The sequence below is a fragment of the Arthrobacter sp. Soil762 genome (genome assembly GCF_001428335.1).
GTDB lineage: Bacteria > Actinomycetota > Actinomycetes > Actinomycetales > Micrococcaceae > Arthrobacter.
Genome location: NZ_LMSG01000023.1, coordinates 127,048 through 148,234, shown reverse-complemented (window position 1 = coordinate 148,234; position 21,187 = coordinate 127,048). Strand labels below are relative to the sequence as shown.

Here is a 21,187-nt window from a genome sequence, read left to right as displayed (position 1 = left end):
TATGGCTGAGCTTGAGGTTGAGATTGTCGCAGCGGATCACTTCGTGTGGTCCGGAGCGGCCAAGATGGTCAAGGCCCGCACCAGCGATGGTGAGATCGGAATCCTGCCCGGCCACTCGCCCCTGCTGGCGATCCTGGCCGAAGGTGAACTGGCCATTGAGCCGGTTTCCGGGAACCGCATTGCCGTGGCTGTTGACGGCGGATTCTTCTCCGTCGACAACAACCGCGTGGTGATTGTTGCTGACAACGCCCAACTGGGTGACGCGGCTACTGCTGGGATCCGCTAGCACGACCTTGATGGACGCTCCGACTTTTACGTTCATCTCCTTGGCAATCGTTTTCGGATTGCTGATTTTCGCACTGTGCCTTTCGGGGGTGCGCCGCTTCAATCTGCGGCGCGCCCTTGGCACAGTGGACGCCTCCATTTGCGTTGCTGGAAACAGCTGGCAGATGGGGGTTTGTCGTTACCAGGACAACGACCTTGAATGGTTCCGCCTGCTGTCCCTGAGCGTGCGTCCCAAACATAAGTTCAAGCGCAGCTCCCTGGAGTTGCTGGGCCGCCGCAAGCCCACCGAGGCCGAGGCCGTGAAGGTCCAGCCCGACGTCGTGATTGTCGAACTGCGGTACGAAGGCCAGGATCTGCGGCTGGCCATGAAATTCGATGCCTACACGGGACTGTCCTCCTGGCTGGAAGCCGGGCCGGTCATCGGCGTGGGTACCTGGCGCTAGCCACGTGGACTGGATTGCTGATATCCGGTTGACCGACGGACCGGTGTACTGGGCCGCGTGGGTCCTTGGTGCCGCCGCCGCACTGTCCCTGGCCTGGCCCCCGCGCGCCCTTGGCCGCGGCCGCTGGTTCCTCAGCGTTGCCGCCGCATCGGCCGCCGCCGTCGTCGTGGTGCTCCTGGTCCATTGGGTCCTCATCTACTGGGCCTCAACCTTTCCAGAAGAACTGCCGTTCGACGTCTTGGCCTGGGTGTTTGCGGCCGTGGCCGCCCTCCTGCTGGTGTTGCTCCGGCTCCCCACGGCGTCGTGGCGTTGCCGTGCGCTGGATGTGCTCGCCCTCCTGGCCGTGGTGCTCCTGGCCGCTGTGCAGATCAACGCGTATTTCGGCCTCAACCGGACAGTTGCGGACCTGACAGGAACGGCGCTGAGCCGCATCCCGGCCCTGGAACACGAGCTGATGCGCCAGCCGGACAGCCCCGCCACGCCCCTGGACGGATGGAAACCCGCCAATGAGATCCCTGCCGACGGCGTTGTTCGCACCGCATCCATCCCAGGAACGTCCTCGGGCCTCCAGGCACGCGACTCGTACATCTACCTGCCACCGGCCTACTTTGCTTCGAACCGTCCCAGCCTTCCGGTCCTGGTTCTGGTGCCCGGCCAGCCCGGCGGCCCTGCCGACTGGTTGACCGGCGGGTCGCTCCCGGCACGCATGAACAGTTTCGCCGCCCGCCACGGGGGAGTGGCGCCTGTTGTGGTGGTGGTTGATCCCAACGGCAACCAGTCAGCGAACAATCTCTGCATGGACAGCGCCATCGCCAAGGCAGACACTTACCTCGCAGTGGACGTGCCGGCATGGATCTCGGGAACGTTGGACGTGGACCCAGACCACCGGAAATGGGCCATGGGCGGGTTCAGTTTTGGAGCCACCTGTGCGGTACAGATGGCCACCCGCCACCCGGAGCTGTACACGGGTGTTCTCGCCTTTTCCAGCGAGAGCGAGCCTGCGCTGGCCAAGGAACGCCAGAAAACGGTTGATGCGGCCTTTCACGGCGACACCGCCGCCTTTGATGCCCAGGTACCGCTGACGCTGTTGAAGGAGCGCAAATATCCTGGCAGCGTGGCGTATTTCGCGGCCGGGGCCACCGATCCGGAGTTCGTGGCAAATCTGCGGACCCTTGAAGCGGCGGCCCGCGGGGCGGGTTTCACCGTGGGCTCGGACGTGGTGGCGCACACCGGCCATTCGTGGGACGTGCTGACTCCCGGCATGGACAATGGGCTTGAGCTGCTGGCCGCACACTGGGGGTGGACCAAATGAGGGAAGCTGGCGAAACCCGTGCGCCGGCCCTGCTCTGGTCAGCCGTCCTGCTTCCGGCTGGCCGAAGAATGTGGGGCTACCTGCGGTCCGTGCCGCTGACGCTCAGTATCCTCGGCATTTTCCTGTTGGCCGGGGCGGCAACCGGCAGCTTCCTCAGCGGGCCGCCGGAGGAGCTTCTATCCCTCGCAGGCGTCAGCGCCCCGGGTCTGAAGGCCGGCCACTGGTGGTCCCTGGTGACGTCACTGTTCTTTGCCACCAACCCCCTGGCCTATCTGGTGGCGTCCCTGATGATCCTGCTGCTGCTGGGCCTGGCCGAGAAGAACCTCGGGTCCCTTCAGACGGCAGCGTTTTTCCTCGGTGGCCAGTTTGCCGCTGTCACAGTCTTCCTGCTCCTGACCCAGTTGGCGAGGTACGCGGGAGACGGCTGGCTGGGGCTGATGGCGGACAGCCGCCTGATCGGGCCCTACGCCGCTGTTCTGGCGGCTTCGCTCGCCGCGAGCGGCAGGATTCCTGTTCTGTGGCGGCGCCGGTTGCGGACGGCGCTGCTCTCGGTGTCGCTCCTGCTGGTTTTGTACGTGGGGCATGCCGAGACCGTGATCGGCCTCGTAGGTGCAGCCGTGGGCCTCGCGGCCAGCTGGTGGAACCGGAGCGACCACGGCCAGCTTCATCCGCCCCGCTCGAGCGGGAGGGAAACCAGGAACCTGCTTGCCCTGACGGTGGCCGTGTTCGCCGTGGGCCCCATCCTGACCGCCGTTGCCCGGACGCCCACCGGCCCGCTGGCGCTGCTGCGGGATGTTGTGCTGAACCCCATTCCGACACTGGGCCAGCTCGAAGCAAACTGTGGAGCAACAGTGGAGGCATCCTGCCTGGAGGTGGGGCGCACGGGCTTCGCCGGACCCTTTGGCCTCGCCCTGGCAGTAGTACCGGTGGTTCTGCTCCTCATCTGTGCTGACGGAATGCGCCGCGGCCGCCGCATGGCACTGCGTATCACGTTGGCCCTTCAGTTGGCGGTCACGGCGATGGCCGCCGTCTACCTCGCCCTGTTCGCGCTGATCCCGCACTATCCCGCGCGGCCGCATACGGCCGCCATGGGATCGGGTTTTGCCCACATCCTGCCTCTGGTGATCGTCCCGCTGCTGCTGGCGGTCCTGCTCTGGATTAACCGCCGCCAGTTCCGCGTCGAGACGATCCCCGCCGCCCGCCGTCGGCTCTTGGCGGTGGTAGGTGGCGTCTGGCTCCTCCTGGCCGGAAGCTACGCACTGGCCTGGTTTGCCGCTGGGGGAATGACGCGCGACGGCGGCTTGCTGGGCTTGCTGGCCGAACTGTCCAGGCAGTATCTGCCGGTACCACTGCCGAATCTCTACCACCGGGTTTTTGCTGAACGGAACGGCCTCGAGTCCCTGATTTTTGGCTACTCCGGACCGGTCTTCTGGCTTGTCGCCTTGGCTGGCGTCTGGTCCGTGCTCCTGGGCCGGCACCATGGCAGCGATTCGGGCCACGACGACAGGGCCGCCGCGCGGAAGCTGTTGCACGAGGGCGGCGATTCACTGTCGTGGATGGCCCTCTGGGAGCCCAACCGATACTGGTTCAGCCCGGATGGACGCGGCGCCGTCGCCTACCAGCTGCACGGCAGTGTTGCCCTGACGCTGGCGGGCCCATTCGGTGCGGCAGACTCCCGTCAGCGGAGCGCCGGAGGGTTCCTTTCCTACTGCGGCAACCGTGCGCTCATCCCGGCCTTCTACTCGTGCGATGACACGTTGTGGCCCCTGCTGCAGGACCGGGGCTTCCGGCGCGTGTCGGTAGCGCAGGAGACCAGGCTGTCCGTCCGGCAACTCGAATTCACAGGCAAGGAATGGCAGAACGTCAGGACTGCGCGCAACCGCGCCGCCAAGATGGGCGTCAAAGCCGTCTGGGGGACCTACCACGGGCTTCCGTCCGCCCTGCGTGCCCGGCTTAGCGAAGTATCGGAGGAATGGGCGGCAGGAAAATCAGTTCCGGAAATGGGATTCACGCTGGGCGGCATGGATGAGCTGATGGACGACGAAGTGTTGTGCTGCCTGGCCGTGGATGGCGACGGCCACGTGCACGGGGTCACCAGTTGGTTGCCCGTTTACGACGGGGGGAGGCTGGTCAGCCGCACACTTGACGTTATGCGCCGGGCTGCTGACGGATTTCCCGGGGTGATGGAGTTCCTGATTGCTTCGGCGGTCCTGGAGTTGCGCGAATCCGTGGAGGTGATCTCGCTCTCCGGGTCTCCGCTCGCCAGCCGGCCCGAAGACGAGACGCCGGGGGAGCCGGAGCCGGCCGAAAACCTCGTCCGCATCCTCGATGTGGTGGGCCACGCCCTCGAACCGGTCTACGGGTTCCGGTCCCTGGCGGCTTTCAAATCACGCTTCAAACCCGAGTACCGGGCGCTTTACCTGTATTACCAGGATCCTTTGCATTTGCCGGCGATTGGACGGGCGCTCACCCGGGCCTATTTGCCCGGCCTTTCGCTGCGGCAGGGGGCCCGGCTGGTCCGGGGCCTGGTGGGCCAGGGAAACTGAACGTCATAGGATGGGGCCCGAAAGTTAGTGACTGGAAAGTCACGGGGACAAAGATGCGGTGGACAAAGAATAGATCCCCGGCACGGATGCCGGGGATCTTTTCTTCGCTGGAAGCCGCGCGTGTGGCGGCTGCCGGGCGGGGGACTAGACCAGCGTTACGCCGGTAGCCTGGGGGCCCTTGGCACCCTGACCGATTTCGAACTGAACGCGCTGGTTCTCGTCGAGGGTCTTGAAGCCACCGGTCTGGATTTCCGAGTAGTGAACGAAGACATCGCCATCGGAGTCATCCGGGGTGATGAAGCCGAAGCCTTTTTCAGCGTTGAACCACTTGACGGTTCCCTGTGCCATTTATTTCTCCTCATTGTGGAACTTGTCTAAGTCCGGCACACCTCGTGCCGGACTCGGTCACTCCGCGAGAAGAATCCTTCAATGCCGTTCCTGGGAACCTGCGCTGCAGGAGCTTCGCGCTCGCAACATGTCTTGCGAGCATGAAAAACACCTACACAAAGACTGGTCTAAGAATTTCACGCCAATTCCGTCAGGTCAACGCCTCTGAACGGCCAATACGGCAAATTTTGCGGAAAAACCGGATGAATCCCCTTGTCAGGGGCCGCAGGCGTCACCGGTGCGGATACCCGGTGTCAGAAAAGCGGAACGCGGCGTCATAAAAGCGGATAGCGGGGCCTCAGAAAAGCCGGGAGTCGCTGTCGTCCACGCCGCGCATGGCGTCGTAGTCCAGCGTGATGCAGTCGATGCCGCGGTCGTTGGCCAGCACCTTGGCCTGCGGCTTGATCTGCTGGGCAGCGAAGATGCCACGGACCGGTGCCAGCAGCGGATCGCGGTTCAGGAGTTCAAGATAGCGGGTGAGCTGTTCCACGCCGTCGATGTCGCCCCGCCGCTTGAGCTCGATGGCGACGGTAGCCCCGGTGGCGTCGCGGGCCAGGATGTCCACCGGGCCGATGGCGGTGAAGTATTCCCGGCGAATGAGTGAAAAGCCTGAGCCCAGGGTCTCGATCTGATCGGCCAGCAGGCGCTGGAGGTCAGCTTCGACGCCGTCCTTGATCAGTCCGGGGTCCACGCCAAGGTCGTGGGCGGACTCGTGCAGCTGCTCGTGGATGTTGATGATCAGGCGGTCATCGGTCTTGGCGGACTGGACTGTCCACTGTTCCGTGACGCCAAGCTCCAGGTCAATGTCCTCCGGCGAGGACACCCGCAGGGTTGCGGGCGGGCTCATCCAGTTCAGCGGCTTATAGGAGCCGCCGTCGGAATGAACCAGCACCGAACCATCGGCCTTGACCAGCAGGAGCCTGGTGGCAAGGGGAAGATGGGCTTTGAGCCGGCCAACATAATCAACTGAACATCGGGCTATGACAAGTCGCACGCCGTACACACTACCGGGGCTGGGGCAGAATGGAGGCATGCCGCGTTCCAACCGTCCCCGCCGCCCTGCCTCCGGAAAGCCGGGCACAGCTGGCGGAAAGCCGGTAGGCAAGAAGGGCAACGGCGACGTTCCGGAGTTGGATTTGGAGCGGGCGCGGGCTGGAATCGCCCGGCGGGAAAGCGCGCCCGACGGCGAGTGGACGGTCAGGACCATGACCGCCAGGAACGCGGAAAAGACATACATTTGCCCCGGCTGTTCCACCGCGGTGGTCCCCGGCATCGCCCACCTGGTGGTCTGGAAGGACGATCACATCTTCGGTGCGGCCGCAGGCCTGGCTGAGCGCCGCCACTGGCACACCAACTGCTGGCTGTCCCGGACGTACCGTTACCGCTGACTCGGAATCGCCCCGGCGAACGGCTCCGCCCCGGAGAAACCGCGCTAAGAGCCAGCGCACTGCGCCTGGCGGACGGCGGGAGTCGCTAAGCTGGCAGGCATGACTTTTGATCCGGCGTCGTACGAATTCAGCCAGCCAACAGGGCCCGCACCCATCCGCGCCTCAACAGTGTTGCCGGCCCGGCGCGAGAACATCCAGCTCCGCACCGAAGACGGCCACACTCTGGTGGGGGAACTGGCGCTGCCCGAGTCCGGCCAGATCACCGCGACGCTGATCACCCTGCATCCGCTTCCGACGCACGGCGGTTTTATGGACTCGCACGTGTACCGCAAGGCGTCCTACCGGCTTCCGGCCCTGGCCGGCGTGGCTGTGCTTCGTTTCAACACGCGCGGGACGGAGTCGCCGCGGGGAACCAGCGCAGGTTCCTTCGAAGAGGGGATCGGCGAGCGGCAGGACGTTGAGGCGGCGGTACGTTTCGCCGTCGAACGCCAACTGCCCAACCGCTGGCTGGTGGGCTGGTCTTTCGGCACCGAACTGGCGCTGATGTACGGTGCCGTTGAGCCGGTGGCCAGCCAGATTGAAGGTGCCGTCCTGCTGTCGCCTCCGCTGCACCGCGCCACAGATGCCCACCTGCGCCTCTGGGCGGACTCCGCCAAGCCGCTCACCGTCCTCGTGCCGGAGCATGACGACTACCTCCAGCCAGCCGCCGCCACTGAACGTTTCAGCTTGGTGCCGCAGGCCCGGGTGGTGGGTGTCGACGGCGCCAAGCACCTTTGGGTGGGGGAGAAGTACGCTTCCCGCGTGCTCAACGAAATCGTCGATGAGGTGACGGAGGCAGGCTCCGGACCCGAAGGCCTGCCGCAGGTGTGGAACGGCCCGGTGGCCACTGCGGCCGCCTAGCGGCTGCCGCTAGTAGTGCCTGTCCGCTAGTGCTTGTCCTGGCGGACGATGTAGATCTCCTTGACCAGCAGCAGGATGGCCGCCGCCGTCGGGATAGCGATCAGCGCGCCCAGGACTCCGAGCAGGCTGCCGCCGGCAATGACCGAGATCACGGCCACGGCGCCCGGGACGGCCACGGCCTTCTGCATGATGCGCGGCGAGATGAAGTAGGCCTCGAACTGGAGGTAGGCGAAGTAGCAGATGCCGTAGACGGCGGCGGTCTGCCAGCCCTCCGTCAGCGATACCAGCAGGACCACGATGCCGGCGATCATGCCGCCCACCAAGGGGATGAACGCCAGCAGTGCCACCACGAAGGCCAGCAAGAGGGCGAACGGGACACCCACAATGGACATCACGATGAACGCGAACGTGGCATTGAGCAATGCCACGCAGGCCTGCCCGATCACGTAGTTGCCGACGGATCGGGTGATCTCCTCGGAGAGGGCTTCAACCCGGGCCCGGCGGGACCGCGGCGCCAGCCGGTAGCCCCACTTCTTCATGGCCGGGAGGGCTGCCAGGAAGTAGAGGCTCAGGACCAGGACGATCAATGTGCCGAAGAGACCGTTGGCCAGGGTGGAACCGAAGCCAACCACGCCACCGAAGATCCCGCCCATCGCCGCCGGATCATTGACGAACTTGTCGAGTTCCTCGTTGATGCGGTCCCGGACCCCGAACTCGTTATCAAGATTGCGGAAGAACTCAGAGTCGATGAAGTCCCGTACCCAGGTGGGTGCCTGCACCACAATTTGGGTGACCTGTTCCACGATGGTGGGGATGAGGGTAGCGAAGAACCCTCCCACGGCCACCACCAGGACCAGGACGGCCAGGAGAATGCCGACCGGGCGGGGAATCCGGCGGTTCTCCAGCCAGCCGACCACGGGTTCCAGGCCCAGGGCAATGAACAGGGCAGCCACAATCCACAGCAGCAGCTGCGTGGTGTTGGATCCGATCCAGTAGACCAGCAGGGCAAGGCCCACTCCAACAGTGCCCATGAAGCCCATGTACAGCGGATGTTGCATCGACATCCGGGGACCCGGACGGCCAAACTGCGCGGCTCTCCCGCCAGTCTCGCCGTCTTCGATGGCGGCAGGAACTTCGGTGTGGTTGTATTCCGGCGGGATCTCAAACCGGAGCCTGGGCTGGGCGCCCGGCAGCGGCTGGCGCAGGCGCCGCACAAGCTGGCCCAAGGCCGCAGCTGCGGAGCCCCGTCGCTTCGCCGTCGCAGGCGTGTCCGGCGAGGATTCCAAAGCGCCAGCGGCCGGTTGATTTTCGTGTCCCGTGGAGGACTCTTCCGTCTTGTCAGTCACTGGATTCTGGGGCCTGTTCCGTGCGTGGCGCCGCATTTGCGGGCCGGTGTGATGATCATCGCAAACACTATCAGCAGCCTTGCCAACAGGAGCGAGGGCGCCCGCCGGGCCGCCCGGGCGCCGCCGATTCCGGACTCAGCTGGCGCCCAAACGGGGGTTCTGGTAACAAAACGGTTACTATTGAAAGTAAACCCCCGCGAATGATAGGTGTTTCCTTTGCGCTTCAAGACTGCAGTTGCACTCGTGCTGCTCGGCCTCCTGACACTTCTGGCCGGTATTGGCCAGAAGACAATCTGGGCTCCCTCCGAGACCTTTACGGCTTCCGCCCCGGCAGATGCCGCGGAGGCGCCACTGACCGTCATCGACCAGAATCTGCGCACTGCGCAGGGCGGAACGGTGAAGATCAAGATCGAAGGCGACGGCAACTTCATGCTCGCGGCCGGCCGGCCTGACGACGTGGACGCCTGGGTGGGCCCGACGGCCCACAACACCATCACCGGGGTTTCCGAGGACAACAAATCCCTGCAGGTTGAGCACGCCGACGGCGACGCCACGGCGCCGAATCCGTCCGGATCCGATCTCTGGGTTTCCACTGAGAACGCGAGCGGTGAGCTGGAGTACTCGTGGACTCCGCCCGCTGACGGCGAATGGTCACTGCTGCTGGCGTCCGATGGCACCAAGCCCGCACCGTCGTCGATCTCCATGACTTTCCCGAATGACACCTCCACCCCGTGGGCCATCCCGCTCATGGTGATTGGCGGCCTGCTGATCCTCGCCGGCATTGCCCTGGTGGTCCTGTCCGCACGCAAGCGGGACGGCGAAGGCAACGGCACGGGAAGCTTGTTCGCCCGGCGCGCCCGGGCCAAGGCCGAGGCAAGGTCCGCCTCACGGCTCGGCATGGTTTCAGGCGGCATGGTCACCGCCGCAGTGACCGCCCTGGTTGTGGCCGGAACGGGTGTTGCTGCGAACGCTGCCACCACGCCCGCGCCGGCTCCCGAATCAGCATCGCCGGAGGCCGCCCAGGCGGCCGCGCCGGTCCTCCTGGACGCCCAGTTCCGCAGGATCCTGGAGCAGGTCTCCAGCACCGCCGATGCCGGTGACGCCGCAAAGGACGCAGCCAAGCTCGCAGAGCGCGTAGCCGGGACGGAGCTTGAGGTCCGTACGCAGAACTACAAGATCCGGTCCCAGGTGGGCACTTATGAAGCCCGGATGCCCGTCCGTTCCACCAAGCTCCTCACCACGGTGGTCACCAGCGACCGCAGCTGGCCGCGTTCAGTCCTCGCCGTTACGCAGGGTGACGGCAACGTCGTCCCGCAGCTGCTCACCCTGGTCCAGCCCTCCCCGCGGGAGAACTACAAGCTGACCGAGACCACCCCGCTGCAGCCGGGAACCACGTTCCCCGCCATCGGCCGGAACGGCACCGACACGCTGGCCGCCAACGACAAATCCGGCCTGCTGTACAGCGGCGAAGAAGCCTTGGCCGGGCTGGCCGACCGCCTGACGAATTCAGAGTCGAGCTTCAAGGACAAGCTCGTGGAAGGCGCATCCTCGCCGTACATCGCCGACACGCTCTCCTACCAGGCCGAGGTAGTCAAGTCCGGCGAAAACGGCAACTTCTCCTTCACCCACAAGGTAGTACCGGAAAGCACTGTGGTGTTCCGGACGGCCGACGGCGGGGCGCTGGTGCTGGGCCGGATCAACTTCGGCTTTGATGGCACGCCCAAAGCCTCAGGTGACAAGCTCACCATCGGCGACGACGCCGCGGCGCTCGCCGGCGGCAAGGAAACCACCACCGGCATGGTCCTGAACTTTGCTGAATCAATGGCGGTCTACGTTCCGCCGGCAGGTTCTACGGATCCCATCAAGCTGGTGGCCGCAACGCGCGGGCTGGTAGGCGCAAGCTTCAAATAGGCCCGCAGGGTCCAGTCCCAGATGCAGTACCCCCGGCAGCGGCCGGAGTGGCTAGAGTGGAAAGCATGAGTTCGCCAGCTTCCCGCCCAGTCCCTCCAGCCGCTGCCAGCCTGCTTAACCTGCGTGGCGCCGTCGACCTTTCATCCCTGAAACAGCGCCAGGTGCCACCTGCGGCTCCCGGCAATCCGGCTGTTTCCGGGGATGCGGGTGCCAGCGCAGAAGCCGGTGCCGTAACGCCCGACGACGGCGCGGCACCGCTGCGGGTCACTGTCACCGAAGGAAATTTCCAGGAACTCGTGGAGCTTTCCGCCCAGGTTCCGGTGGTCTTCGCCCTATGGGCCGCGTACTCGCCGGAATCCGCCGCGATGCTCGACTCGCTGGAGCGGGTCATCAACAGCTACGGCGGCCGCCTGGTCTTGGGGGCGGCGGACATCGAAGCCTTCCCACAGCTGGCACAGGCCTTCCAGGTCCAAGCCGTCCCCACGGCCGTCGCCGTCCTCAAAGGCCAGCCCGTACCGCTCTTCCAAGGCGGCGCCGAGGAATCCCAGATCCGGCCCCTCCTGGATGAACTGCTGAAAGTCGCGGCGGCCAATGGGGTTACGGGCAGCCTCGGCGGGGGCAGTGCGCCCATGGAGACTGAACCAGCACCTCTTCCGCCGCTGCACCAGGCGGCGTTCGACGCCATTGAGGCGGGCGACTATGAGGCCGCCGCCGTGGCCTACCGGCAGGCCCTGCTGGAAATGCCCGCCGACGCCGAGGCCAAGGCCGGCCTTGCCCAGGTGGAGCTGATGGGCCGGCTCCAGCCGCTCTCCGCCGAGGACTCGGACGCCTTGCGTACCCTCGCCGCCAACGAACCTGACAATCTGGCCGCCCAGTTGGGCGTGGCGGACCTGGACGTGTCCGGCGGCCACGTGGAGGACGCGCTGAACCGCGTGGTCAGCTTCATCGGCCGGAACTTCGGCCCGGAACGGGAGACAGCCCGCGTACGCCTCCTGGAACTCTTTGACGTGGTGGGCACGTCCGACACCCGTGTTGCCAAGGCACGCCAAGGACTCGCCCGGGTCCTGTTCTAGTGCCGGCCCTGTTCCAGCCGCTCAAGCTCCGCTCCCTGGAGCTCACGCACCGCGGCTGGGTATCACCAATGTGCCAGTACAGTTGCGGTCCCGACGGCGCCCCGGGGGTTCCGAACGACTGGCACCTGATGCATCTGGGCTCCTTCGCCGCGGGCGGCGCCGCGTTGATCCTCACCGAGGCGGCCGCCGTGAACCCGGCCGGCAGGATCAGCCCCCGCGATGCCGGGCTGTACAACGACGAGCAGGCCGAGGCCTGGCAGCGGATCACGTCCTTTGTGCACCGGCACGGTGCTGCGGAAGCGAAGATCGGCGCCCAGCTTGCCCACGCCGGCCGGAAAGCGTCCGCCTACTGGCCGTTCGCCGGGCAGCGGGGGAGCGTCCCGGAGTCCGACGGTGGCTGGCCCACGGTGGGGCCGTCACGGCTTGCCTTCGACGGCTTTGCCGAACCCGCCGCGATGACCGGGGCGCAGATCCAGGACGTCATTTCCGATTTCGCGGCCGCCGCAGTGCGTGCCGTGGACGCCGGCTTCGACACCGTGGAAATCCATGGCGCGCACGGCTACCTCCTGCACCAGTTCCAAAGCCCGCTGATCAATACGCGGACCGATTCCTGGGGCGGGGATGAGGCCGGACGGAACCGGCTGATGCTCGCCGTCGTTGATGCCATCCGCAACGTCATCCCCGAATCCATGCCCCTGCTGCTGCGGATTTCAGCCACCGACTGGGCGCCGGGCGGCGTCGATGTCCAGGCTTCGGTCCGGCTGGCCGCCCAGGCGGCAGAACACGGAGTGGACCTCATCGACGTCTCCAGCGGCGGGGCCGTGGCCCATCAGGACATCAGGCCGGGTCCGGGCTACCAGACGGAGTTCTCCGCACGCATCCGCCGGGAAGCCGGTGTCCCCACAGGCACCGTGGGCCTGCTGACTTCCGCAGGCCAGGCCGAGCATGCCGTGGCCACCGGGCAGGCCGACGGCGTGTTTATTGCCCGGGCCGCACTCCGGGATCCGCACTGGTGGCTCCGTGCGGCGTTTGAACTGGGGCACGACCTCCCCTGGGCACCGCAGTACGAACGGGCCATGCCGCGGCATTCGTTCTAGGGTTCCCTACGCCTTTGGCACTACTCCCGCGGGAGGACTCCTTCGGCAGGGCCCTGGGTCTAGGCTGGCATCATGACTGCTGAGCATCCTGATCCCCACTCTGATCCGGTGGTGCACGGCGGGCCCGTTCCTGCCTTGTCCATCCGCGGCCTCGCCAAGCGTTTCGGCGGAAAAATCGCCGTGGACGGCATCAGCCTCGACGTCCCGGCAGGCTCATTCTTTGGCATCGTGGGGCCCAACGGCGCCGGCAAGACCACCACGCTGTCCATGGCCACCGGCCTGCTGCGGCCCGACTTCGGGACAGCCGTTGTCCATGGGGTGGACGTCTGGGCCCGGCCGCTGGAGGCCAAGAAGCTGATGGGCATCCTCCCTGACGGTGTCCGACTCTTTGACCGGCTCACCGGCGAACAGCTGGTTACGTACGCGGGGCTGCTGCGTGGCATGGACAAAGACGTGGTGGCCTCCCGCGTGGGGGAGCTGTTGTCTGCCCTGGACCTCTACGAGGACGCCGGGACCCTCGTGGTGGACTATTCGGCCGGCATGACAAAAAAGATCGCCCTCGCCTCGGCCCTGATCCACGCCCCGCGGCTGCTGGTCCTCGATGAACCCTTCGAGTCCGTGGATCCCGTCTCGGCGGCCAACATCCGGTCCATCCTGGACAGGTATGTAGCCTCCGGCGGGACGGTGATCGTCTCGAGCCACGTTATGGACCTGGTCCAGCGCATGTGTGACCACGTCGCCGTGGTGGCGGCCGGCAGGCTACTCGCCACCGGGACCGTGGACGAAGTCCGCGCCGGCGCAACGCTGGAAGAAAGGTTTGTCCAGCTGGTCGGCGGACGCAACCACACGGAAGGCCTGGAATGGTTGCGCACCTCCTAAGGCTCAAACTGACCCTGCTGCGGAACGGCCTTCGCCGCAGCCCCTGGCAGCTCGTCGGCCTGGCGTTCGGCGGTCTCTATGCCTTGGGGCTGGTGGGCATAGTCGTCGCGGCACTGGTCCTGCTGCGCACTGAAGACCCCGAACTGGCCCAGACGGTTGTGGTGCTTGGTGGTTCAGCGGCCCTCCTGGGTTGGGGCCTCATTCCGGTGGTCGCGTCCGCCGCGGACCTGACCCTGGACCCTGCCCGCTTCACCACCTCCGCCATCCCCATGCGCCAACTGCTCACGGGACTGGCCCTCGGCGGGCTGATCGGCATCCCCGGCCTGGCCACCGCGCTCGCAGCGCTCGCCACCGTGTGGACCTGGGCCCGTGGCCCCCTTCCCGGGGTTGCCGCACTGGTGGGTGCCGCCGTCGGCGTTCTAACATGTATTGTCCTGTCCAAAGTGGTCACCACCGCCACCGCCAGCCTGGCGTCGTCGCGCCGGTTCAAGGATGTCAGCGCCATCGCATTTATGGTCCCGCTGGTCCTGATGGGCCCGATCGTCGCTGGCGTGGGCAGGGGCATCACCGCCTCGACGGGTTTCCTGCCGGAGCTGGCTGCCACGTTGTCGTGGACACCACTTGGTGCCGCGTGGTCCCTCGGTGGTGATGTTGCGGGTGGCCGCCCGGGAGCGGCCGCACTGAAACTCGTGATCGCCGCTGCAACCCTCGCAGTCCTGTCGTGGTGCTGGAAACTGCTCCTTGAACGGGCCCTGGTCAACCCGCCCTACGCCGGCAGCGGGAGCCGCAAGGGTGGCAAACTGGGGCTGTTCGACCTGCTGCCGGCCACACCGGCCGGTGCAGTAACAGCGCGCGCACTGACGTACTGGCTGCGCGATCCCCGCTATTCCGGTTCCCTGGTGGTGGTCCCGCTGCTCCCCATCCTGCTGGTCTTCCAGGGCAGCCAGTCCGGTGACTACGGAGTACTGGCGGTGGCTGCCCCGCTGGCTGCCTTCCTGCTGGCCTGGTCCATCTCAGCGGACGTCTCCTATGACAACACGGCATTCGCGCTGCATGTGGCCACGGGCGTCCGCGGTGTGGACGACCGGCTGGGCAGAGCGTTGGCCTGCCTGGCTTTTGCCCTGCCCGTGGTGCTGATCTTTTCAGTGGGCCAGTACTTCTTTACCGGCAGTTGGTCGGAACTGCCCGGCCAGTTGGGCTTGAGCCTGGGCATCCTCTTCACCGGGCTTGGCTTGTCGTCCGTGGTGTCGGCACGCTACACAGTGGCCGTCCCGTTGCCCGGGGACAGCCCGTTCAAGAAACCCCCGGGCAATGTAGGGCAGACCCTGGTGGTGCAGTTTGCCGGCATGGGCGTCCTGAGCCTGCTGGTCCTGCCCGAGGTGGGCCTGCTCATCGCGCAGCTGGTCACGGGGAATGCCATGTTCGGGTGGGTCAACCTGGCCGTCGGCCTGATGCTGGGACTGGCGCTGTTTGGTGCGGGCATTCGGCTGGGTGGAAAGTGGCTTGATGCCCGCGGACCCGAACTGCTGGCCCAACTGACCGTCAACCGCTGACTCCGCAAAGCACCAGACGTAAAGCACCAGAAAGGCGGCCGGACATGGAAGTTGTCATCCTCCAGGGCAGCAAGCAGATCGGACGGCTCGTCGCCGATGCCATCGAGGCCCTGCTCCGGCGCAAGCCCACCGCCGTACTGGGCCTCGCCACCGGGTCATCGCCGCTGCCGGTGTACGACGAGCTGGCGGCGCGGCACCAGCGTGACGGGCTGGACTTCAGCAATGCCCATGCCTTTGCCCTGGACGAATACGTTGGGCTGGACCACGGGCATCCGGAGTCCTACAGGGAAGTCATCCGGCGGGAATTCACCAGCCGGGTCAACATCGCCGAAGGCAACGTCCATACGCCTGACGGGGCGGCCGTGGACCTGCCCGCGGCCTGTTCCGCCTACGAGGAGGCCATGCGGGCAGCGGGCGGCGTGGACCTGCAACTCCTGGGAGTGGGTACGGATGGCCACATCGGCTTCAACGAGCCCGGTTCCTCGCTCGCATCCCGGACCCGCATCAAAACGCTGATCGAACAGACCCGCCGGGACAACGCCAGGTTTTTTGGCAGCCTGGCAGAGGTGCCGCACCATGTGGTGACCCAGGGGCTAGGCACCATTCTCGAGGCCCGGCACGTTGTCCTCATCGCTACCGGGGCACAGAAGGCACCGGCCGTCCGCGACTTCGTGGAGGGGCCCGTCGCCGCCATCTGCCCGGCCTCGGTCCTCCAGTTCCACCCGCACGCCACCATCCTGGTGGATGAGGCCGCGGCGTCGTCGCTGAAGCTCGCCGACTTCTACCGGCACACGTACGATCACAAGCCTGCCTGGCAGGCGCTGTAATTCCGGCCACACACCACGGGCGGATGCATAGCGGCGTTGCGCGGAACAGCCGACGGCGGCGGGTGCGGTGCGTGCAAAACGGTCCTCCCGCCGTCGAACGTCCTCCGTCCCGGGACGCTAAGATGGATGCCATGACTAGCATGACGGACCCTCTCGAAAACGACCCGATGCGCGAGCTTTCCGGGGCTGGAACGTCCACGGCAACCATCGAGCGCGAAGAGCTGCGCCAGGAAGTGGAGCCCGGTGACCGGGAGCGCTTCTCGCACTACGTGCGCAAGGAAAAAATCATGGAATCCGCGCTGACTGGTGATCCTGTCATTGCCCTGTGCGGCAAAGTGTGGACGCCGGGCCGGGATCCGCAGAAGTTCCCGGTGTGCCCCATGTGCAAAGAGGTTTATGACGGCCTCCGCCCGGGCAACGACGGCGGCAAGGGTCCCGGAGGGGACTCGGGCAACAACAAGTAGTGACGGAGACGCTCTTTGGCGGCCCCACCCTGCCACCGGCTTATCCGGAACGCGCAGCCTGGGGAACCGCCCAAAAACTCCGTGCCTGGCAGCAGCAAGCCCTTGACATCTACTTCAGGACCGATCCCCGCGACTTCCTGGCCGTAGCAACTCCCGGCGCGGGCAAGACCACCTTTGCGCTGCGCGTAGCCTCCATGCTCATCGAATCGGGGGCGGTCAACCGCGTCACCATCGTGGCGCCCACGGACCACCTGAAACGGCAGTGGGCCGACGCCGCTGCCAAGGTGGGCATCGCGATCGACCCCAACTTCAAGAACTCCGACGGCCAGCATGGCCGCGGTTTCGTTGGCGTCGCTGTCACGTACGCCCAGGTGGCCAGCAAACCCATGCTGCACCGCGCCAAGACCGAGGCCGCCCGCACGCTGGTGATCCTTGACGAGATCCACCACGGCGGCGAAGCCCTGTCCTGGGGCGACGGCCTCCGCGAAGCGTTTGACCCTGCGGCACGGCGGCTCTCCCTGACCGGTACGCCGTTCCGCTCCGACACCTCGCCCATCCCGTTTGTTGAATACGCGCAGGACAAGGACGGCATCCGGCGCTCGAAAGCGGACTACACCTACGGCTACGGCAATGCCCTGCGTGACCACGTGGTGCGCCCGGTCATGTTCATGGCCTACTCGGGCCAGATGCGGTGGCGCACCAGTGCCGGCGAGGAAATGGCGGCCTCCTTAGGCGAGTCCGCGGTCACCAAGGACATCACGTCGCAGGCGTGGCGGACGGCGCTGAACCCGGCCGGGGAATGGATTCCCGCTGTCCTGGCGGGGGCGGACAAACGCCTCAGCGAAGTGCGCCGCACGGTTCCGGACGCCGGCGGGCTGGTTATCGCCACGGACCACGAGGATGCCAGGGCCTATGCCGGGCAGCTGAAAAGGATCACCGGCGAATCGCCCACAGTGATCCTGTCCGATGACGCCAAGGCCTCGGAGAAGATCGAGGAATTCACCGCGAGCGAAAAGCGCTGGATGGTTGCGGTCCGCATGGTGTCCGAAGGCGTGGACGTACCCCGGCTGTCCGTTGGCGTATATGCGACGTCCACCTCCACGCCGCTGTTCTTCGCCCAGGCCGTGGGCCGCTTTGTGCGTGCACGGAAGCGCGGCGAAACGGCCTCGGTCTTCCTGCCGTCCGTGCCGCAGCTGATGGCGCTGGCAAACTCCATGGAGATGGAGCGGGACCACGCCCTGGACCGCCCCGAAAAAGAGGACAGCGACGGACTCTTTAATCCCGAGGACTCGCTGATGGACGAGGCCAACCGGGAAGAGAAGGCCTCGGACAGCCTCACCAAGGGCAAGTTCGAGGCCCTCGACTCGCAGGCGTCCTTCGACCGCGTATTGTTCGACGGCGGCGAGTTCGGCACCGGGGGAGAGGTTGGTTCGGAAGACGAACTGGACTTCCTCGGCATCCCCGGGCTGCTGGACGCCGAGCAGGTGGGGACGCTGCTGCGGCAGCGCCAGCACGAACAGCTCAACCGCAAGAACCGGCGCGCACCGGCAGCCGAGCCGGCCGCCGCGGCGCCGGCCATACCGGACCACCGGATGCTGATGGACCTGCGCAACGAACTGGCCAAGAACGTGGCGGCCTGGTCGGCGCGGACCGGAACCCCGCACGGCGTGGTGCACACCAAACTGCGGACGGTCTGCGGCGGCCCGCCGGTGGCCCAGGCGAACGAGGAGCAGCTTCAGTCCAGGCTGCGGAAGCTCCAGGACTGGTTCATCGGCCGGAAGTAGTACTTACGCGACTTCGACGCCGCCCAGCTCCATTTCGGCGACGGCATCCTCCAGGTCCTCGGCGATGCCGGCGGTGAGTGAACGGATGACCGTGACGGAGTAGCCGGCCTGGACCGCGTCCAGCGAGGTGGCCATCACGCAGAAGTCGGTGGCGATCCCCACCACTACAACGTCCTCCACATCGTGGCTTTGCAGCCAGTCGTCCAGTCCGATGGCGTTGTCCGCGGGTGCGTAGGCTTCCGCGTCAGCGGGCATGACGCCCGGCTGGCGTTCCCCGGTTGGGACGGCATCCTCAGGTGCCAGCAGGCCCTCAAAGCCGGAGTACGCCGCGGCGAACTGGCCCTTCTGGAAGTAGGCCTGGATGTATTCGCTGTCCAGGTCCGGATGGAGTTCGGCGCCGCGCGTGCCGGCCACGCAGTGCCGGGGCCAGCTGTCCTTGTGATCGGGCGTGTCGGAAAAATGCGCGCCGGGATCGATGTGCCAGTCCTGGGTGGCAACTATGTGGTCGAACTCATTGTGATGGGCGTCCACGTACTCGCTGATGGCTCCGGCAACACCGGCACCGCCGGCCACGGCAAGGGAGCCGCCCTCGCAGAAGTCGTTCTGGACGTCAACGATGATCAAGGCGCGGGACATCAGTTCTCCTCGTAGATGGTGGGGATGGCAGGCTCGCCGCGCTGCAGGCGGTTGACGACGCCGGGCAGTTCGGCCATGGTGTCCGCGTGCCGTTGGCGGGCGCGGACCACACCCTCGTGTCCGGTCCAGCCCGGCAGCAGCTCGCCGTTCTTCATAAACTGCTGAAGCAGCGGCCGGTCGTTGCCGTCGTCTTCGGGGCGGCGGCCGATGCCCACAATTTCCTGGGTGGCCACCCCCCGCTCGTTGAGCTTGCGCAGCGCGTACTTCCGGCCGCCCATGCTGGTTTTGTTCTTGGCGGTTTTCGCCACGGAGACGAAATTGCCGGCGTCGTCGGTGCGGCTGACGAGCTTGTAGACCATGCTCGCTGTGGGTGCACCGGAACCGGTGACCAGCGACGTGCCCACACCGTAGGAATCCGCCGGGGCGGACTGCAGCGCGGCGATGGCGAACTCGTCCAGGTCCGAGGTGACCACGATCTTGGTGTTCACGTTGCCGAGCTCGTCCAGGAGGCGCCGGACCCATTGGGCCTGGGCCACGAGGTCGCCGGAGTCCAGCCGGACGCCCCCCAGCTTGGGCCCCGCCAACTCGACGGCGGCACGCACCGCTGCTTCGACGTCGTACGTGTCCACGAGCAGCGAGGTGCCGGGTCCGAGGGAGGCGATCTGCGCCTCAAAGGCTTCCCGCTCGGTGTCGTGGAGGAGCGTGAAGGAGTGCGCGGCGGTCCCTACAGTTTTGATGCCGTACCGGAAGCCGGCCTCAAGGTTGGAGGTGCTGTCGAACCCGGCAATGACGGCGGCGCGGGCTGCCGCGACTGCCGATTCCTCGTGCGTGCGTCGGGATCCCATTTCAATGCAGGGCCGGTTGCCGGCCGCGGTGATCATGCGGGAGGCGGCGGAGGCGATGGCACTGTCATGGTTCAGGACCGAGAGCAGATAGGTTTCCAGCATGCAGGCTTCGGCAAACGTTGATTCGACAATCAGGATGGGGGAGTTGGGGAAGTACGCCTCGCCCTCCGGGTAGCCCCAGATGTCACCGGAAAAGCGGTAGTTCGCCAGGTAGTCCAGGGTGTCCTGGTTGACCACGCCGGTCCGCCCCAGGAAGTCCAGCTCGGCTTCGCCGAACCGGAAGTCGGCGATGCCTTCCAGCAGGCGGCCCGTTCCCGCCACAATCCCGTACCGCCGGCCGTCCGGCAGGCGCCGGGCAAAAGCCTCGAAGACCGACCTGCGGTGTGCGGCGCCCGAGTGCAGTGACGCCTGCAGCATGGTCAGCTCGTAGTGGTCTGTGTAAAAGGACGTGCGGGGATGGTCCCAGCTGGCGGAGGTACTCACAAAATTCACTCTAGTGTGCATCCCCATAGAATGGACAGATGACCTTAAGCGTTGCGCTCGGCCCTGACACACAGGAGGGCACCCGGACCGGGACAGAGGCGTCCACCGACTCCCTGACCGCCCCGGACATCCCTTGGAACCTGGTGATCTGGAACGATCCCGTCAACCTGATGAGTTACGTCAGCTATGTCTTCCAAAGCTACTTCGGCTACTCCGAGTCCAAAGCCAACAAGCTGATGATGGAAGTCCACAAAAAGGGCCGGTCCATTGTTGCCCACGGCAGCAAGGAACAGGTTGAGCGGCATGCCGTGGCCATGCACGGCTTCGGCCTCTGGGCCACCGTGGAGAAGGCCTCCGGCGGGAATAGTGGAAACTCCAAAAACTCAGGAAAATCCGGCGGGTCCGGGCAGGGCAAGGGGAAACGTGGCTAAGGCATTCAAATACGGGCTCAAGGGCATCACCGGGTTCCTGGAACCCGCCGAACGGGAACTGCTCCGCAGCCTGATCGATGACGTCATCTCCATGCTCCAGCCGGCCGAACACACCAGCCAGGATCCGCTGGCCGCCCTGATCGGATTGGATATGGACGTCCAGGAACCGACGGACCGTGCCGTAAAGCGGTTGCTGCCCAACGTGATGAAGAACGACGACGGCGCGTCCCTGGAGTTCCGCCAGCTCACCGAGCGCTCGCTGCGGGAAACCAAGATCGGCGCGCTGCGCGCCGCCGCGCTGGACCTGGACCGGGACGAAGTGGTCCTCACCGCCGAAGGGGCAAGGTTCTGGTCCATGGCCCTGAACGATGTACGCCTGGTGCTGGCGGAACGCCTGGATATCCGGGATGAAGAGGACGCCGAACACGTGCACCTGATGCAGGACTGGTCCCAGGCCGAGGACGTGGAAAGTTACCTTGCCCTGGTGTACAACTTCACCACGTGGCTGCAGGAATCACTGGTCCAGGCCATGCTCCAGTCCCTGGACGCACGGGCCTGAATCGCTGTCCTGTTCCGGGATTCGACCACCAATGTGAC

Annotated in this window: 21 protein-coding genes; 16 read left to right on the top strand and 5 right to left on the bottom strand. The window is 66.0% G+C overall.

Annotated elements, in window-relative coordinates:
* Position 1 precedes the first annotated feature (1 nt).
* The 4 genes from ASG77_RS20460 to ASG77_RS20445 are packed head-to-tail and all read left to right on the top strand — an operon-like array spanning position 2 to position 4,586.
* Positions 2-286, top strand: a complete 285-nt coding sequence (locus tag ASG77_RS20460) for a F0F1 ATP synthase subunit epsilon (protein ID WP_056349400.1) — start codon at positions 2-4, stop codon at positions 284-286.
* 10 nt (positions 287-296) lie between these two features.
* Positions 297-728, top strand: coding sequence for a DUF2550 domain-containing protein (locus tag ASG77_RS20455; protein ID WP_056349397.1), 432 nt, complete (start codon positions 297-299; stop codon positions 726-728).
* A 4-nt stretch (positions 729-732) separates the two neighbouring features.
* Positions 733-2,040, top strand: a complete 1,308-nt coding sequence (locus ASG77_RS20450; protein ID WP_056349395.1) for an alpha/beta hydrolase — start codon at positions 733-735, stop codon at positions 2,038-2,040.
* On the top strand, positions 2,037-4,586 hold the full coding sequence (locus tag ASG77_RS20445; protein ID WP_056349392.1) for a bifunctional lysylphosphatidylglycerol flippase/synthetase MprF: 2,550 nt from the start codon (positions 2,037-2,039) through the stop codon (positions 4,584-4,586). The genes ASG77_RS20450 and ASG77_RS20445 overlap by 4 nt, the downstream gene beginning before the upstream one ends.
* Positions 4,587-4,730: 144 nt before the next feature.
* Here ASG77_RS20445 and ASG77_RS20440 read toward each other — a convergent pair whose 3' ends face one another.
* Both ASG77_RS20440 and nucS read right to left on the bottom strand, forming a co-directional pair.
* Positions 4,731-4,934 carry a cold-shock protein gene (locus ASG77_RS20440; RefSeq protein ID WP_011692441.1) on the bottom strand — a complete coding sequence of 68 codons (204 nt, stop codon included), beginning with the start codon at positions 4,932-4,934 and terminating at the stop codon, positions 4,731-4,733.
* Positions 4,935-5,271: 337 nt separating this feature from the next.
* Positions 5,272-5,967 (bottom strand): endonuclease NucS, encoded by a 696-nt coding sequence (nucS, locus tag ASG77_RS20435; protein WP_056349666.1) that lies wholly within the window; start codon positions 5,965-5,967, stop codon positions 5,272-5,274.
* A gap of 37 nt (positions 5,968-6,004) precedes the next feature.
* Between nucS and ASG77_RS20430 the strand changes: the two genes are divergently transcribed.
* On the top strand, positions 6,005-6,361 hold the full coding sequence (locus ASG77_RS20430; protein WP_056349389.1) for a hypothetical protein: 357 nt from the start codon (positions 6,005-6,007) through the stop codon (positions 6,359-6,361).
* A gap of 99 nt (positions 6,362-6,460) precedes the next feature.
* A complete protein-coding gene (locus ASG77_RS20425; protein ID WP_056349388.1) occupies positions 6,461-7,261 on the top strand; it encodes an alpha/beta hydrolase in 801 nt (266 codons plus the stop codon).
* 26 nt (positions 7,262-7,287) lie between these two features.
* On the opposite strand, the gene ASG77_RS20420 is transcribed toward ASG77_RS20425, so the two are convergent.
* Complete coding sequence (locus tag ASG77_RS20420) at positions 7,288-8,607, bottom strand: AI-2E family transporter (protein ID WP_056349387.1); 1,320 nt, start codon at positions 8,605-8,607, stop codon at positions 7,288-7,290.
* A 216-nt stretch (positions 8,608-8,823) separates the two neighbouring features.
* Between ASG77_RS20420 and ASG77_RS20415 the strand changes: the two genes are divergently transcribed.
* The 8 genes from ASG77_RS20415 (at position 8,824) to ASG77_RS20380 (ending at position 18,195) form a co-directional block, all read left to right on the top strand.
* Entirely contained in the window at positions 8,824-10,518 is a 1,695-nt protein-coding gene (locus ASG77_RS20415) for a hypothetical protein (protein ID WP_235564711.1), read from the top strand.
* A gap of 65 nt (positions 10,519-10,583) precedes the next feature.
* The gene (locus tag ASG77_RS20410; protein WP_056349385.1) at positions 10,584-11,591 is read left to right on the top strand and encodes a tetratricopeptide repeat protein; all 1,008 of its coding nucleotides are present in this window, start codon (positions 10,584-10,586) and stop codon (positions 11,589-11,591) included.
* Positions 11,591-12,688 carry an NADH:flavin oxidoreductase/NADH oxidase gene (locus ASG77_RS20405; RefSeq protein WP_056349382.1) on the top strand — a complete coding sequence of 366 codons (1,098 nt, stop codon included), beginning with the start codon at positions 11,591-11,593 and terminating at the stop codon, positions 12,686-12,688. Before ASG77_RS20410 ends, ASG77_RS20405 begins: the two co-directional genes overlap by 1 nt.
* A gap of 72 nt (positions 12,689-12,760) precedes the next feature.
* The gene (locus ASG77_RS20400) at positions 12,761-13,567 is read left to right on the top strand and encodes an ABC transporter ATP-binding protein (protein WP_056349380.1); all 807 of its coding nucleotides are present in this window, start codon (positions 12,761-12,763) and stop codon (positions 13,565-13,567) included.
* Positions 13,549-15,120, top strand: a complete 1,572-nt coding sequence (locus tag ASG77_RS20395; protein WP_056349377.1) for a hypothetical protein — start codon at positions 13,549-13,551, stop codon at positions 15,118-15,120. The genes ASG77_RS20400 and ASG77_RS20395 overlap by 19 nt, the downstream gene beginning before the upstream one ends.
* Positions 15,121-15,164: 44 nt before the next feature.
* On the top strand, positions 15,165-15,947 hold the full coding sequence (nagB, locus tag ASG77_RS20390; protein WP_056349374.1) for a glucosamine-6-phosphate deaminase: 783 nt from the start codon (positions 15,165-15,167) through the stop codon (positions 15,945-15,947).
* 122 nt (positions 15,948-16,069) lie between these two features.
* Positions 16,070-16,411: a DUF3039 domain-containing protein gene (locus ASG77_RS20385; RefSeq protein ID WP_056349372.1), complete on the top strand. Its 342-nt coding sequence runs from the start codon at positions 16,070-16,072 to the stop codon at positions 16,409-16,411.
* Positions 16,411-18,195, top strand: coding sequence for a DEAD/DEAH box helicase (locus ASG77_RS20380; protein WP_056349368.1), 1,785 nt, complete (start codon positions 16,411-16,413; stop codon positions 18,193-18,195). The genes ASG77_RS20385 and ASG77_RS20380 overlap by 1 nt, the downstream gene beginning before the upstream one ends.
* Before the next feature lie 3 nt (positions 18,196-18,198).
* On the opposite strand, the gene ASG77_RS20375 is transcribed toward ASG77_RS20380, so the two are convergent.
* Together ASG77_RS20375 and ASG77_RS20370 are read right to left on the bottom strand one after the other, a co-directional pair.
* Positions 18,199-18,831 (bottom strand): isochorismatase family protein, encoded by a 633-nt coding sequence (locus tag ASG77_RS20375; protein ID WP_056349367.1) that lies wholly within the window; start codon positions 18,829-18,831, stop codon positions 18,199-18,201.
* The gene (locus ASG77_RS20370; protein ID WP_056349660.1) at positions 18,831-20,159 is read right to left on the bottom strand and encodes a nicotinate phosphoribosyltransferase; all 1,329 of its coding nucleotides are present in this window, start codon (positions 20,157-20,159) and stop codon (positions 18,831-18,833) included. The genes ASG77_RS20375 and ASG77_RS20370 overlap by 1 nt, the downstream gene beginning before the upstream one ends.
* Positions 20,160-20,197: 38 nt before the next feature.
* On the opposite strand from ASG77_RS20370, the gene clpS reads away from it, so the two are divergent.
* Together clpS and ASG77_RS20360 are read left to right on the top strand one after the other, a co-directional pair.
* A complete protein-coding gene (clpS, locus tag ASG77_RS20365; protein ID WP_056349364.1) occupies positions 20,198-20,590 on the top strand; it encodes an ATP-dependent Clp protease adapter ClpS in 393 nt (130 codons plus the stop codon).
* A complete protein-coding gene (locus ASG77_RS20360; RefSeq protein ID WP_056349361.1) occupies positions 20,583-21,149 on the top strand; it encodes a DUF2017 domain-containing protein in 567 nt (188 codons plus the stop codon). Before clpS ends, ASG77_RS20360 begins: the two co-directional genes overlap by 8 nt.
* Positions 21,150-21,187 lie beyond the last annotated feature (38 nt).

Coding starts and splice junctions, on each gene's coding strand:
- ASG77_RS20385 (WP_056349372.1), top strand. CDS start 16,070: ATGGATGCCATGACTAGCATGACGGACCCTCTCGAAAACGACCCGATG.
- ASG77_RS20445 (WP_056349392.1), top strand. CDS start 2,037: ATGAGGGAAGCTGGCGAAACCCGTGCGCCGGCCCTGCTCTGGTCAGCC.
- ASG77_RS20375 (WP_056349367.1), bottom strand. CDS start 18,831: ATGTCCCGCGCCTTGATCATCGTTGACGTCCAGAACGACTTCTGCGAG.
- ASG77_RS20455 (WP_056349397.1), top strand. CDS start 297: ATGGACGCTCCGACTTTTACGTTCATCTCCTTGGCAATCGTTTTCGGA.
- ASG77_RS20460 (WP_056349400.1), top strand. CDS start 2: ATGGCTGAGCTTGAGGTTGAGATTGTCGCAGCGGATCACTTCGTGTGG.
- ASG77_RS20410 (WP_056349385.1), top strand. CDS start 10,584: ATGAGTTCGCCAGCTTCCCGCCCAGTCCCTCCAGCCGCTGCCAGCCTG.
- ASG77_RS20430 (WP_056349389.1), top strand. CDS start 6,005: ATGCCGCGTTCCAACCGTCCCCGCCGCCCTGCCTCCGGAAAGCCGGGC.
- nagB (WP_056349374.1), top strand. CDS start 15,165: ATGGAAGTTGTCATCCTCCAGGGCAGCAAGCAGATCGGACGGCTCGTC.
- ASG77_RS20425 (WP_056349388.1), top strand. CDS start 6,461: ATGACTTTTGATCCGGCGTCGTACGAATTCAGCCAGCCAACAGGGCCC.
- clpS (WP_056349364.1), top strand. CDS start 20,198: ATGACCTTAAGCGTTGCGCTCGGCCCTGACACACAGGAGGGCACCCGG.
- ASG77_RS20440 (WP_011692441.1), bottom strand. CDS start 4,934: ATGGCACAGGGAACCGTCAAGTGGTTCAACGCTGAAAAAGGCTTCGGC.
- ASG77_RS20395 (WP_056349377.1), top strand. CDS start 13,549: ATGGTTGCGCACCTCCTAAGGCTCAAACTGACCCTGCTGCGGAACGGC.
- ASG77_RS20400 (WP_056349380.1), top strand. CDS start 12,761: ATGACTGCTGAGCATCCTGATCCCCACTCTGATCCGGTGGTGCACGGC.